We start from the raw sequence: 14,320 nt of genomic DNA, 5'->3' as shown, positions 1-14,320 counted from the left end.
GATCGAAACTAACAGGAGAAAATTATGTCTAATAACATTCGTGTGCGCTATGCGCCATCACCAACTGGGCTTTTACATATCGGTAATGCCCGTACTGCACTTTTTAACTATCTTTTTGCGCGTCATTATGATGGAGATTTCATCATTCGTATCGAAGATACAGACCGCGAACGTCATGTGGAAGATGGGGAACGTTCTCAACTTGAAAACTTACGTTGGTTGGGGATTGACTGGGATGAAAGTCCTGAAACACATGAAAACTATCGCCAATCTGAACGGTTGGAACTTTACCAAAAATATATTAATCAACTTTTGAGTGAAGGAAAGGCTTATTACTCTTACAAAACGCCAGAAGAGCTTGAAGCTGATCATGAAGCACAAGAAGCAGCAGGTGTTGCACCTCATTATGTCAATGAATATGCTGGGATGTCAGAGGCTGAGAAAGAAGCTTACATCGCTGAACGCAAAGCTGCAGGAATTACACCGGTTGTTCGTATTTCTGTAAATGAAACAGCCATTTATAAATGGACAGATATGGTTAAAGGCGATATCGAATTTGAAGGTGGGAACATCGGCGGTGATTGGGTTATTCAAAAGCGCGACGGTTACCCAACTTACAACTTTGCTGTAGTAGTGGACGACCATGACATGCAAATTTCACACGTTATTCGTGGAGATGACCACATTGCGAATACACCAAAACAGTTAATGGTTTATGAAGCTTTGGGCTGGGAAGCTCCTGTCTTTGGGCACATGACTTTAATTATTAACTCTGAAACAGGGAAAAAGTTGTCTAAACGTGATACCAATACGCTTCAATTTATCGAAGATTACCGTAAAAAAGGTTTCATGGCTGATGCTATTTTCAACTTTATCGCACTCTTAGGTTGGAACCCGGGTGGTGAACAAGAAAAATTCAGCCCAGAAGAACTGGTGAAACTTTTTGATGAAAAACGTTTGAGTAAATCTCCGGCAGCCTTTGACCAAAAGAAATTGGAATGGATGGACAACGAGTACATTAAGCATGCAGAGTTTGAGCCTGTCTTTGAATTGACAAAACCTTTCCTTGAAGAAGCTGGACGCTTTGATGAGCGTGCTGAAGAACTGGTTAAGCTCTACAAACCACAAATGAAATATGCTGAAGAAATTCTGGAGTTAACAGACCTCTTCTTTGGTGAATTCCCAGAACTCACAGACGAAGCCCGTCAAATGATGGAATTGGAAACTTCACCAGTTGCGGTGGGCACTTTCCGCGCGAAACTTGAAAATTTAGAAGATTTTACTGCTGAAAACATCTTCCCGCTTTTCAAAGAAACGCAAAAAGAAACAGGAGTTAAAGGAAAAAATCTTTGGATGCCAATCCGTATCGCTGCTTCTGGTAGCATGCACGGCCCAGAATTACCTGAAACAATCGCTCTTTTAGGCAAAGAAAAAGTCCTTGAACATATGGCACAGTTTTTATAAAAAGCCGCAAGTAATAAACGCACGAGTTAGAGCTCGTGCGTTTTTTTTATGAATGAAATTAACCGTTTGTTTTTTTGCGGATATTTTAAAGACGAGATGAGCTGGTCATAAGGGATGATTTCCACGGCTTGGTTGAGGAGTAAACGTCTATCAGCAACCAAGTTAGCCAGAGTCTGCATGATTTTTTGCCACTCTTCGGGACTGAGTTTAGCATTCCAATGCCGCAGATGAAAGATACCGATGTCAATAGGTAGTTGGGCTATTTTCCCCCAGTTGACCTGTTCGCCCGAAAGGAGCCCAAGAGCTTGAAACTTTCCCCCCGATCGGACACAAGCAGCTAAATCTGTCCCATCCTGTCCACCGACACAATCAATGGCAGCATCTACTTCGAGATCAACCAAGTCTGTACGTAATTCCTGAGCACCGCGCTCCTTTAGGAGTTGGTGTTTTTTATTGTCACGTGTAATAGCGATAAAGTCAAAACCCAGTATTTGTGAAAGTTGGGCAAAGATTTGACCAATAGCAGAACCAGCAGCATTTACAGCAAGTTTTTGACCAGGTTTTAATGCAAGAACTTCTGTACAGAGAAGCCAAGCTGTCAAAGGGTTGATGTAAAGCTGACTAGCGGAAATCAAATCAAGAGTATCAGGAACAAAAAATGTATGAGATATCGGGCATTTGACAAAAGTTTGCCAAGTGCCTTCCCCTTCCAAGGGTAAAACACGTTGACCGATAAGTTTGCGCGAAAGTGCGCAGCCAACATCTGCGACAAGACCAACCCCTTCATAGCCTGCAGTAGCAGGAAGGCTTATCCTGTGCGCATATGCACCGGTCATTGGGATTAAATCTGAAGGATTGACCGGAGCATAAAGCATTTTTACAAGAAGTTCTTGGGGCTGTAAACTTGGTTGACACTTCTCTTTAAGCCTTAAGACTTGATGCGGCAATCCATAGCTCTCGTAACTGAATGATGAGTACATGGCTTTATTATAGCAAACTTATAAATTTTAAGACACAGCTATAATTTTCCTTCAAAAATATATCTTGGTGTAAAGTTGCGGAAAGATTACAATGAAGTTTAATTGCTTCTTTTTAGTAATCAAAGAAAAAACTTTGACAAAAAGTAAACTTATGTTAAACTTAATGTGTATAATGTGTCTTTTAGGTTAAAAATGCGTAAAGTTATCCTATAGGCGTTGAGAAAATATTAAGAAGGAGTAAAGTTGGATGAAGAGTAAAAGACTCTACAAAGTCGTACGCTTACTTATGATCGTCTCTCTTGTGGTTCAAGCCTTGCTACCAGCATTAGCTATCGCAGAAACCATCGACAAGGAAGAAAAAAACGGTCGCACGACTTTGAACAAGGCGCAGTGGTAAGATGAAAAGGATCTTCAAACTGTTATTGTAGAAGGAAAGGTTGAAAAGGGTACTGCGGAAGATAATCAACCTGAAACCATCGTTTTGAAAGGCGCAGACTTTGAGAACGTCACAACAGAAGAAAAAATCTCCGGCCTCACAGACGGTAGCTATAAGTTGGAAGACAATAAAGTGCTTTTAAACTTAACGGAGCAGAGCGAGGGAAATTTCGCTTTGAAACTTCACGTTGTGAAAGATTCTTTAGTCAATGGCAAAGAGATTGAAGTCACTCTAGGGGATCAAGTGCTCACTCTTCCGATTAAGCTTGAAGAAACAGATAAAGAAAAACCAACAGATGATGAGAAAACATCTGATAAGGAAGCCGAAACCAAACCTGAAAAGGAAACAAAGCCTGAACAAGAAAACTCAACTTCTAAGAAGCAAGTTGGCAATATCGCAGATAAAGATCGCGGTTTACCCTTTGGGACAACACAAACTTTGGCTAATGGTGTTCCTTGGAACTTCGTAAAAGACAGTAAAGTGTCAGATCCTGACACAGATGCAGACATGGGCTTCTCTGATGTTCCTGGAAATCATGATGGACGTATCTGGACAGACAAAACAGTCCGTCATGATTTAGGAAGTTTGGAAGATGACCAGTTTGAGGTGACACTTTCAGCCTTGGCACAAAGTGCACCGAGACGTACCGGTTATCAAATCCCTGCGGATACGGTCTTTACTATTGATGTTTCGGGAAGTATGACTAGGGTTGATTCAGGTGAGCAACGTTCACGTATCGCCTTGCTCATCGATGCGCTTAATGAAGCCATCAGTATCCTACAAGAAGCTAATCCCCTCAACCGTGTCGCTGTTGTGGCTTACGGTGGTCGTGCAGGTGGTCATGCCCGTGTTCAAGATGTGTTGACACTGGGACGTTACAAGACAAATAACAACGGTGTCTTCTTCACTATGTCGAGCAGCACCCAAGTCAGTACTGTAGCAACTCCTGTAGAAGGTTCAGGGGTAGAATCATCAACCCCTGCAGTTAAAGCAACAACCTTTGCCGTAAATGGTTCAACACCGACACAATGGGGAATTCTTCGCTCTAGTCAAATTCTGGAAAGTGTAGTAGACCAACAAGTTGCCGTTCCAGAAACAAATGAAGAAGGCAATGTAGAACGGGACGTAACAGTTACACGCCGTCCGAATATGATATTGATGACTGACGGTGAGCCAACCATGGGCCGTCCAGACTTCGCCGTTGACGAGCTAACGCCAGTTGAGCTTGGCCCAAATGGTAGCCTTCTCGGAGAACCTGGTGAATTTTATGGAAATGGAAGCAACGGAGAGCAAGGTCTAGCTGTAATGACCGCCTTGACTGCCGCCTATCGTGGCAAAACAGTCCTTAATCACTACTTCCCAGACGGAAATGTTGCAGGTACTCCAGATGTAGACCAGCCTGCTGCTGATGTCGGTTTCTTTAGTATCTCCCTAGGGAAACAAACAGAGGCTGCTCAAAACTTGATCAGCGCAACTTTGAATCCTATCCCAGAGAACACAGAAAAGGTTGCTCCTAATATCTGGCAGGCCACAGGCATGGACTCGTATCCAGGAGCTCCAACCGCAGCGACTCCGACTATGAAAGACCTCTTTAATAACTTTGTTAATAATGGCTCAACTGGTAATTTCTCTGCACTATTTAGACGTTCTTGGAACAATTACCAATGGAGCAATACGGTTAACATCAGAAGTAGCGAGACTGCAGCACTGACATCAGAAGAAATCGCCTATGCGGATGAGTTTTTCAAGGCGGATGACTTACAAACCTTGCGCGAGGCTTTTCTCTCGATTACCAACAGCATTCAAGAAACAGGGAACGAATCAATCTTTGATGGAAATGGTGATGGCACGGACTTAGGTTCTGGCATGCTTGACTTCTCTGATGTCTTAGGCAAATACATGGCCTTTGATAGATTGACCAACATTGAGTTCCCTGCACCAGATGGTGGAACATTTACCTATGATATTGCAAATGTTGACGCACACAAAGCTGACTTTGTTAAAACATTGACAGCTCAAATCCGTCAAGTTGATGGTGTTACCCCTATTGATGCTACAACAGCAGAAGCTATACTGGATAACCGCCCTGATGATGTCATTACTTACTACTCAGATGATCATGGCCGCTTTGTCGGTCTTACTGAACCAGGGGATGCAGCGACAAAAGTACAACTTTACCCTGTCTGGGGAGGCATCCAAAACCAAGTTGATCCAGCAGCAAACAATGTCAGCGGACTTCTCTTTAGTGTACATACGGCGCTCAGAGATATTACTTTCACCTCAGACTATGGTTCAATCGAGCATGCGTCAGGTTACAGAGTACTCGAGGCCAAGGATCAGTTTGTGCATTGGAGCATTCCTGCCAATCTTATCCCTGAACGTACCGTTCAACAAACAGAAGATGGCACGCTCAGCATCACCGGGAATACTTCGCCTATCCGTGCAAGATTCAATGTCGGTTTAGATGAAGCCCGATTAGAAGAAGAATTCAGAGCAGGCGTAAATGTGCCAACAAACTTCTTCTCCAACTACTGGGATAACGAGGCGAATAGCTCTTTTGCAACATTTGAGCCAGCCAATGAAAATCCTTTCTATCATCTTGACGGTGCAAGAATTGTGCCGAAAGCACAAAACCCTACAGGCACAAAACCTTATGTCAGCAAACAAATCGTAGAAGCTGACCAAACAGGAGATGCAGATGAACGTATCGTGACCAATCTATTGGGGAATAACGGTACATTTGCCCTCGAATATTATGGACAAATTCGACTGGAAAAAGAATTCATCTTTCTTGATGAAAACGGCAACCGCGTGAATCCTGCTGGTGAAATACCTGATGGCGTTACACTCCAACCGCTGACCTTTACCATCACAGGTCCAAGAGATTTCGAGCAGACGGTTACTTTTGACCCAGATAAGTTTGAGTTGGTAAATGGCAAATGGCAATTTGACTTGCCAGCAGATCTTCCAGCAGGAGTTTACACGGTAAAAGAAGCAGGTGGAGATGTTGAAACGAGCGATCCAGGCTATACACATATGCCGGGAGAGTTTGACCAAACTGTTACAGTTACACCGGGTGGTACAGGCACAGCCAGCTTTGTCAATGTTTACGTGTCACCTGCCCTAGGCTCACCATCTTTACGTATCATGAAATTCTTCCATGGATTGCCAGAGGGAGTTTATCCGGAAGACTTTGAAATTCTTATCCAAGGTCCGCATGCGGTTGAGGGAACTCCAGTAAACCCACAACCAGAGCTTTCTGATGTATGGACACTTAATCCAGACACTAACCGTTATGAAGCACGTGTGAGTTTAGAAGAAGCTATTGCCGGAACATCCTTCATCGGTGTAGCCAAAGGGACTTATACAATCACAGAGAACAATGCGGATGCTATGCAAAACACAGGCTATATCCTCTCCAACAGCGCTTGGGCTTATCGCCAACTTGGTGAAGGAAATCCAGATAACTTTGGTAGCGGAAAAGGATTAGAACCTGTAGATGTGACGATTGGAGAGATAGATGATGTGAGCTTTAGGTTTGATAATATCTATCAAAAGTTGGGCTCATTGGATTTGACAAAAAACTTTGAAAATATCCCGCTTGATCGTATTCCGGAGAACTTCGAAATTGTTGTGACTAACGACGATACTGGTGACGAAGTAGGAAAACTAACTAAAACAGATATTCTTAGTGGCCAAAAGACAATTCATGCAGATGAGCTACCACCAGGTTCTTACACTATCACAGAAGCTAACTTCAAGATTGACGGTTGGGACCATATAGGTACAGCCAATATTGATGGGGCAATGCAACTTGGTACGGGTGATCCCATCAAGTATCATTTCGATATTCCCGGACTCATAGGTAATAGTGATGTTGTGGTGAATATGTATAACATTTACTCGACAACGCCTATAACGCCACCGATTCCTCCCGTTTATCCGCTCCAAATGACCAAGGTGGACCAGTACGACAACCATGTCGCTGGTGCAGAGTTTGATCTGGAAGTCTTCGATACCTCATTAAATGGAGGTGCAGGTGATTGGAGAATCCTTGTCAAAGGTCTTCAGTCAAATAGTGATGGTTTAGTACGTTATGAGGTCACTGAACCAGGACGCTATCGTTTCCATGAAACGCAAGCTCCTGGAGGTTACCAACTCCCAGAGAATCCTTATAGCGAGGAGCGAGAAGTGGTTGATGGGAACACAGAAACTCTTTACTTTGATGATATGGTCAACATACTTACTGCCCGTATCCAACTACACAAGACAGATGTAGAGGGAGAAGGCTTAGCCGGTGCCGTTTTCAAGGTCGAATATAGAGCAACCGAGACTGATAACTGGTCACTTTACATGGACAATATGACAACTGGGGCCGGTGGCTATCTTGGTATTAATGTTGTAGACGACGGTTACTATCGTTTCATCGAAACGCAAGCACCAGATGGTTTTGTCTTAGATAGTACACCACGTGAAGTTCATGTTAATGCAGGAGATACCATCTTTAATGTTGATGGTGTGGTTAACCGACCATACGCAAGCATTCAACTGCGTAAGACAGATATGGAAGGTCAAAATCTCGCAGGTGCGGTCTTCAAGGTTGAATTCAGTGAAAACGAAAATGGACCTTGGGAAACTGTTGCAGAAAACTTAACTTCTGGTGATGATGGTCTTGTCAAGCTTGAAGATATCGAAAAAGACGGTTTCTACCGCTTTATTGAAACAGAAGCACCAGACGGCTTTGTCTTAGACAGCGAACCACGTCAAGTCCATGTAACTGCAGGTGTAGGCGGACAAGTCCTCTTCTCTGCTGGCGATATGGCAAACCGACCAATCGCAAGTATTCAACTGCGTAAGACCGATGCCGATGGTCAAAACCTCGCAGGCGCCGTCTTCAAGGTTGAGTTCAGTACAGACGGCAATGATCCTTGGGAAACTGTTGCGGAAGACTTAACTTCTGGTGATAATGGTCTTGTCAAACTTGATGTTGAAAAAGACGGCTACTATCGTTTTGTTGAAACGCAAGCGCCATCCGGCTTTGTCACCGATGGTAGCCCACGCCAAGTTTATGTTAATGTTGGCGAGACAGGGGAAACAAGCTTTGATGCTGGAACGATGATTAACCATGAGAAAGAAGCACCTATTTCACGTATCCAACTGCGTAAGACAGATGAAGCCGGTCAAAACCTCGCAGGCGCTGTCTTCAAGGTTGAGTACAGTGAGAACGAGAACGGACCTTGGGAAACTTACGAGGAAGGTTTATCTTCTGGAACAGACGGCCTTGTTACGACGGTTGTCGAAAAAGAAGGCTACTACCGTTTTATCGAAACACAAGCGCCATCCGGCTTTATCCTTGATAGTACGCCACGTCAAGTGAAAGAAAAAGTTACGATAGGAGATACAGGCGAAGCCCTCTTTGAGGCTGAAAATATGGTCAACATACGTAATGCTCGTATCCAACTTCGTAAGACAGATGAAGCCGGTCAAAATCTAGCAGGTGCCGTCTTCAAGGTTGAATACAGTGAAAACGTGGATGGTCCATGGGAAACTTACAGAGAAGATTTAGAATCTAAAGCAGATGGTCTTGTGAGTACTGATGTAGACAAAGCAGGTTTCTACCGCTTTATCGAAACAGAAGCACCAGACGGCTTTATCTTAGATAGTGAGCCACGTCAAGTGCCACAAGAGGTAACAATGGGAGGCGAAGAACAAGGCTTCTTCGATGCTGGAACGATGGAAAATAAACCAGTCGATCCAGAAACTCCAATGCCCCCAACACCGCCAACTCGACACTATGCTATCCAACTTCTGAAAGTTAATGAACAAGATAATCCACTCCAAGGTGCTGTCTTTAAGGTAGAAACCGAAGATGGAGAAATTGTAGCACAAAATGTGAAGTCAAACGCAGACGGTTTGGTAACAGTTACTGTACCTGGTCCAGGTAAATACCGCTTTGTCGAAATCCAAGCGCCATCCGGCTACAAGCTAGATAAGACACCGCAATATGTCACTATTGCAGAAGAAGATGGCTCAGGTGTCTTTGCTGCCGGTAAGTTGGTTAATAAACCAAAACCACGTCTTCCGATTGTCGGAGATAACTTAGGGCTATGGCTCTTGACTTCTGGTCTAATCTTCCTTCTTGGTGCAGGTTTTGTATTATACAAGAAGAAAAAAAGTAAAATTTAAGAAAGTCTTTGAAGCAAGGGATTTCCTAAAACAAAAAAATACTCAAGTTATTTAAACTTGAGTATTTTTCTTTTATTTGTTGCTTACAGGAAGAATAATCTTAGACGAACCAAGGTCTACTTCATAAGTCATCTCACGATTATCTCGCACGGTATGTTCGAAGTCTGTACTGTAAAGCAAGAGACGGAGCTTGTCACCTTTTTCCAGCTGATGAATCGTCGGCTGGAGTTTAAGGTTTACGGCCAGCCACTCGTTTTCCTCGACAGGACTGATTGTAAGCAAATCCTCACGGTTTTGCAGATTGAGGAAGCCTTTAGTCATAAGTTGATAAGGACTATCCACCAGAGGGATTTCCATCAGATTTTCCAGCATAAAATTACGGCCACGGTCCAGAGTTTTCAAGTCCAGAGTTTGTGCGTTTTCTGAGAGACGTTTCTTGTTACCAAAGTCAAGAAGTTGCGCAGAGAGAAGGGCTTTACTGTCATTGACTTTGATTTTGAGGTTCAGCTCGACCTGACCGTTCACCATCATGTTTTCTGCTACTTCTAAGTCAACCACAGCTGCTTGAGCTTTGCCTTCATACAAATCTTTTTTGAAAGTATGGAAATCTTTGCTGTAAGCCTTAAAAATCTCTTCATCGTAATGATTGTCAAATTTTAGGATAGAAGCTGCTGTTTTGCCAAGGGGCAATTTAACCGTTTCTGCACTGCCCCAATCGGCTCCCCCTGTCCAACTTTGGGCTTTGCCATTTTCTTGTAAAACAAGAGGAGGTAAGTTCAAAGTCAACTTGCGATCTAAGAGCTTAGCGGTGAAATAACTGTTGATGGTTTCGCTAAAGTCGATGGATTGCCAATTGTTCATATAAATATGGGCGCCGCGGTGTAAGAAGGCGTGTTTAACCGTTTCTTTTGGCAGAGCTTGCCAAAAATGGTAGGCTTGATCTGGTGTAACATTCCAGTCTTGTAAACCATGCACAATCAAAACATCTGCCTTAGTATTTTTTGCCTGTGGCAAATAGTTTCTATCGTGCCAATATTGGTTATAATCGCCGGTGGAGCGCTCAAGAGACTCAAGCATTTGAGAAAGGTGAGCTTCATATTGCGTATTATGCGCAAGGAAGTCAGCACCTTGAAGATTACGCGAATAAGTCAATGCTGCTAAAACATCTAAATCTTCACCGGGATAGCCGCCTGGTGAGCGGACCAAGCCATTTTCACGGTAATAAGAGTACCAAGAGGTAATACCGGCTTCAGCTAAAATCACTTCTAGACCATCAATGCCGGTAGTTGCTGCACCATAAGCCATTGTACCCAAGTAGGATTTACCAGTCATCGCGACTTTGCCGTTGGCCCAATCTGCAGTCACTTCTTGTGTTTTCTTGCGGGAAGTGAAAGCACGCGCTCGACCATTGAGCCAGTCAATTGCAGCAGTCATACTATAAATTTGTTGGTAATCACCTGAAGTTTGAAAACCATCTGAATCTAAAGTTCCGACACCGGCAACATAAAGTGAAGCAAAACCACGCGCTAAGAAATAATCGTTCAGTGAATAAGTCCAACCGTGCGTGAACTTTTGAGTGGCTGTTTCAGGAGTAGCTTCTAGAGCAGGTTCTTTTTCGTAGTCTGGAAGAGTAGGAAGTTGTGTTGTAACCTTGATTTTTCCAGGCGCTTTTTCTTCTAAAGATACATTCATGTCGTGCAATTGTTTGTCATTGGCGATTTCATTTATCCCCAGATGGTAAGGACTTGCGGTCATGACTGCTGGCAATTGCCCCTCGAATATGGGACGAATAATCTGTACTTTAATCAAATCATTTTTTCCAGTACGATAAGTATCGACTTTAGATTCGACCCAGACTGTCTCCCGTATCAGATTTGCAGTATCAAAAGTAGCGAGCGATTTGTCATTGAAAAAATGGTAGGTATTGCTTAAAGGAAGCAAACCTTCAGATACCCAATGTTCAACCAATGTCATCCCGTTTTTGCGACGACTACAAAGAAGGAGGTAAAGCGCGCTGATGAGGTTTTCACTGTGGAGTGCTTCCTCATCGATCATCGGTAGATTTACAGATTTTGCAAAAGCTTCTGCTTGGTCCACTTGAAACTCAAAATTAGGTACAAATCCCAACAATTGCAAACTCACCGTCCAAAAGATATTCCATGTGAGTGCTTCATCTGAAGTTAGGAATTCTTGGAAAGAGGCTGTCGGTGTCGCTTGAATGCTTTCACTGTCGACAGGTGCAACCATTAAAAAGTTTTTAAGGATTTTCTTTTCTTCCCAAAAAACAGACCAAGTAAAGCCGAGATGATCCAGCTCAATAAGCTGTTCATCAAAGGTTTTTTCAACGATGGAAAAGTGATTAAATTTCATGCAATATCTTCCTTTCGATACACTATTATAGCCATTATATCAGAAAAGAGCCTTTGCTGCTTTGGCACATATCTTACGTGAAGAAGCAAAAAAGAAAAAGGCTTTACTTGAGCAGTAGATAAAAAGAGTGCTATAATGAAGGAGTAAAGAAGAACAAAACAGAGAGGAGAATAATTATGAAATTCAAATTCAGTGGGATTTCTTCATATGAGGAAAAAGCAACACCAAACTTTATGGGGGAAGCAAATTCACACAGTATTATAAAAGAGTTCGACAGCATGGATCAAGCCATTCAGCATGTTGTGGATAATAATGGTTTTATGGTGACAGACAATGGCAAATTTGCCTTCCATGTCCGTACAATTACCCAAGTGGATGAATAAAATGTTAAAGGCATGCCAGAGTGCATGTTTTTTATTATCATTCTTTTTGCTTTAGCAAATTAGAATGATAATACGCAGGGAGCGAAGCGAGTTGTGAACAACCTTAAATTCTTTTTGCTTTAGCAAATTAGAATGATAATACGCAGGGAGCGAAGGAGCTAGAAAAATTCTGCCTCAGACAAAGAGTAACAAATGTTAGCGACAAAGTATGTACATTTTTTTAAAATAAGTAAGGAGAGTAGAAAAACTTTAATATAAAATTGAAGCCATTATTTTAATAAACAAGTTTAAATGGTGGTATAATAACTGTTGTATTAAAGGAGTAGATGAATAAAAAAGGAAGATGACAAAAGAATTTATAGAATATTTACTGCGATTACTGGAAGAAAAAGAAGTAAATGTTGTGACTCAAAGACGGCATAGCTACGTGATGTATCAGGGAATTGAGTCAGATTATGTGTATATACTTAAAGAAGGTGTAGCTAAAATCAGCAATATTATGAGGGATGGACGTGAGTTTAATATTGCTTATGTAACAGAACCGGATTTTGTTTCCTTGCTCGAAGAAAAGCAAGAAAATGGTATCTCAGCTCTTTTCAATGTACGGGTCGAATCAGAAGAAGCAAGTTTTTATCGCGTGCAACGTCAAGAATTTTGGAAATGGGTAATGAGTGATCTGACCTTGTTCCGCATCGTTGATGATTTTTATCAAAGAAGATTAGCCATGAACTTAGAACTCTTGCAAAAGATGACGATCAATGGGAAAAAAGGTGCAGTTTGCGCCTGTATCAATAGCTTAATCAACGAATTTGGGATAAAGAAAAGAAACGGTATTCTGATTGATTTTCCAGTAACAAATGAAGACATTGCCGGTTTTTGTGGCATATCAACACGCAATAGCGTAAATCGTATCATCCGAGATCTTAAAACGGAAGAAATTATTGATATTATTGATAACAGGATTATGGTTTACAACTCAGAATATTTTGAGGATTATATCAGCTAAAAAGACTGGATTCAGTCTTTTTTTCTTTATAAAATATTGTTATTTTTAATTTCAAATACAAGAGCAATCGCTTACATGAAGCCGTTTCTTCTCTTTTCACTCGTCAAACAAATTTTCTGTTCAAGAATTCACATCTTTTTAGCCAAAATAAAAAAAACGTGCTATAATGTCTATGTATAACAAAAGAGTTTAACATTAGTTAATCTCGTTTTTATTTTGTCATTAATTTTTATTACTTGGAGGAATTCATGGACTATTCATGGACAGTGAAATATCTCACTGAATTTATTGGTACTGCCCTTTTGCTTATCTTGGGTAATGGTGCCGTAGCGAACGTTGAACTTAAAGGTACAAAAGCCTTTGGTCAATCTTGGTTGATTATCGCTTGGGGTTACGGACTTGGTGTAATGTTACCAGCCGTAGCTTTAGGTAATGTCACAGCTCAAATCAACCCAGCCTTTACACTTGGACTTGCAGCATCAGGATTTTTCCCTTGGGCACAAGTGCCATTCTATATTCTTGCTCAACTTCTTGGAGCGATGTTTGGTCAGTTGATCGTCGTAATGGTTTATCGCCCTTACTATCTCAAAACAGAAAATCCAAATGCTATTTTAGGAACTTTCTCAACAATCGATAACGTTGATGATGGCACAATCACTACACATACAGGTGCCTTGGTTAATGGTTTCTTGAACGAGTTTGTTGGATCATTCGTCCTCTTCTTTGGAGCGATGGGCTTGACAAAACTTTATCGTGGTGTTGAATCAATCAACTGGATGACAAACTACGCATCGCAACAAGGTGCAGATGTAACAAGTGCTGATGTTACTGGACAAATCGCAGCATCAGTATCAGGTGCAGCTTCATCAGCAGCAATCAGCCACGTTGTCCTTGGTTTCCTCGTGCTCGTATTGGTTGCTTCACTTGGAGGACCTACAGGTCCTGGTTTGAACCCAGCACGTGACCTTGGTCCACGTATCTTGCACTCACTTTTACCAAAATCAATTTTAGGTGAAAACAAAGGGGACAGTAAATGGTGGTATTCATGGGTACCTGTTACAGCACCTATCCTTGCAGCACTTGCCGCTGTCGCTTTGTTCAAAATCATGTATCTATAATCTTAATACGCCTAGGAAAGTTCCAACAGGACTTTCCGTCAAACAGTTAGGGCTTTAGCCACAAATGTTAATAGCGGATTATGACCGATTAACCCTCATCTTTGGATGAGGGTTTTATTATTTTAAAAGTGGACATTAAAAATTTGTAAAGCTAACCGAAAATAAATTTGATAGAATAAATTCATAGTCAAAAAGCAAAGAAAGCGACTAGGAGAGTAAAAGCGAAAGTTAGCACAGGGAGCTTGCAGCTAGTGAGAGCAAGACTAACGGAAACTTTGAAAATGGCCTAGAAATCGCGTAACAGTGAGTTTACTTTCTAAATAAACTGTTAACGGAGTGGTTCTCGTTATTGAACACATTATTTTTGGGGCAGTCTT

8 protein-coding genes are annotated in these 14,320 nt (G+C 41.9%); 6 read left to right on the top strand and 2 right to left on the bottom strand.

Going from position 1 to position 14,320, the window contains the following annotated elements; translation table 11 throughout:
- The first annotated feature begins 24 nt into the window (after positions 1 to 24).
- On the top strand, positions 25 to 1,464 hold the full coding sequence (gene gltX / locus BZZ03_RS05805; protein ID WP_086582766.1) for a glutamate--tRNA ligase: 1,440 nt from the start codon (positions 25 to 27) through the stop codon (positions 1,462 to 1,464).
- A gap of 26 nt (positions 1,465 to 1,490) precedes the next feature.
- Here gltX and BZZ03_RS05800 read toward each other — a convergent pair whose 3' ends face one another.
- A complete protein-coding gene (locus BZZ03_RS05800; RefSeq protein WP_086582765.1) occupies positions 1,491 to 2,444 on the bottom strand; it encodes a zinc-dependent alcohol dehydrogenase family protein in 954 nt (317 codons plus the stop codon).
- 247 nt (positions 2,445 to 2,691) lie between these two features.
- Between BZZ03_RS05800 and BZZ03_RS12270 the strand changes: the two genes are divergently transcribed.
- Both BZZ03_RS12270 and BZZ03_RS05795 read left to right on the top strand, forming a co-directional pair.
- Positions 2,692 to 2,841: a hypothetical protein gene (locus tag BZZ03_RS12270; RefSeq protein WP_233128964.1), complete on the top strand. Its 150-nt coding sequence runs from the start codon at positions 2,692 to 2,694 to the stop codon at positions 2,839 to 2,841.
- A 24-nt stretch (positions 2,842 to 2,865) separates the two neighbouring features.
- Complete coding sequence (locus BZZ03_RS05795; RefSeq protein ID WP_416171633.1) at positions 2,866 to 9,066, top strand: SpaA isopeptide-forming pilin-related protein; 6,201 nt, start codon at positions 2,866 to 2,868, stop codon at positions 9,064 to 9,066.
- Between the two features lie 72 nt (positions 9,067 to 9,138).
- On the opposite strand, the gene BZZ03_RS05790 is transcribed toward BZZ03_RS05795, so the two are convergent.
- Complete coding sequence (locus BZZ03_RS05790; protein WP_086582764.1) at positions 9,139 to 11,436, bottom strand: Xaa-Pro dipeptidyl-peptidase; 2,298 nt, start codon at positions 11,434 to 11,436, stop codon at positions 9,139 to 9,141.
- A 176-nt stretch (positions 11,437 to 11,612) separates the two neighbouring features.
- Between BZZ03_RS05790 and BZZ03_RS05785 the strand changes: the two genes are divergently transcribed.
- The 3 genes from BZZ03_RS05785 (at position 11,613) to gla (ending at position 13,943) form a co-directional block, all read left to right on the top strand.
- On the top strand, positions 11,613 to 11,819 hold the full coding sequence (locus BZZ03_RS05785) for a hypothetical protein (RefSeq protein WP_019335977.1): 207 nt from the start codon (positions 11,613 to 11,615) through the stop codon (positions 11,817 to 11,819).
- A gap of 343 nt (positions 11,820 to 12,162) precedes the next feature.
- On the top strand, positions 12,163 to 12,825 hold the full coding sequence (locus BZZ03_RS05780) for a Crp/Fnr family transcriptional regulator (RefSeq protein WP_019335976.1): 663 nt from the start codon (positions 12,163 to 12,165) through the stop codon (positions 12,823 to 12,825).
- 248 nt (positions 12,826 to 13,073) lie between these two features.
- On the top strand, positions 13,074 to 13,943 hold the full coding sequence (gla, locus tag BZZ03_RS05775; protein ID WP_003133793.1) for an aquaglyceroporin Gla: 870 nt from the start codon (positions 13,074 to 13,076) through the stop codon (positions 13,941 to 13,943).
- The last annotated feature ends 377 nt before the right edge of the window (positions 13,944 to 14,320 follow it).

The sequence above is a fragment of the Lactococcus petauri genome (assembly GCF_002154895.1).
Lineage (GTDB): Bacteria > Bacillota > Bacilli > Lactobacillales > Streptococcaceae > Lactococcus > Lactococcus petauri.
This window is presented reverse-complemented; position numbering and strand designations above follow the sequence as displayed.

Bases quoted from the DNA above. Each gene is read 5' to 3' on its own strand.
- BZZ03_RS05785 (WP_019335977.1), top strand. From the start codon at position 11,613: ATGAAATTCAAATTCAGTGGGATTTCTTCATATGAGGAAAAAGCAACA.
- gla (WP_003133793.1), top strand. From the start codon at position 13,074: ATGGACTATTCATGGACAGTGAAATATCTCACTGAATTTATTGGTACT.
- BZZ03_RS05800 (WP_086582765.1), bottom strand. From the start codon at position 2,444: ATGTACTCATCATTCAGTTACGAGAGCTATGGATTGCCGCATCAAGTC.
- gltX (WP_086582766.1), top strand. From the start codon at position 25: ATGTCTAATAACATTCGTGTGCGCTATGCGCCATCACCAACTGGGCTT.
- BZZ03_RS05790 (WP_086582764.1), bottom strand. From the start codon at position 11,436: ATGAAATTTAATCACTTTTCCATCGTTGAAAAAACCTTTGATGAACAG.
- BZZ03_RS12270 (WP_233128964.1), top strand. From the start codon at position 2,692: ATGAAGAGTAAAAGACTCTACAAAGTCGTACGCTTACTTATGATCGTC.
- BZZ03_RS05780 (WP_019335976.1), top strand. From the start codon at position 12,163: ATGACAAAAGAATTTATAGAATATTTACTGCGATTACTGGAAGAAAAA.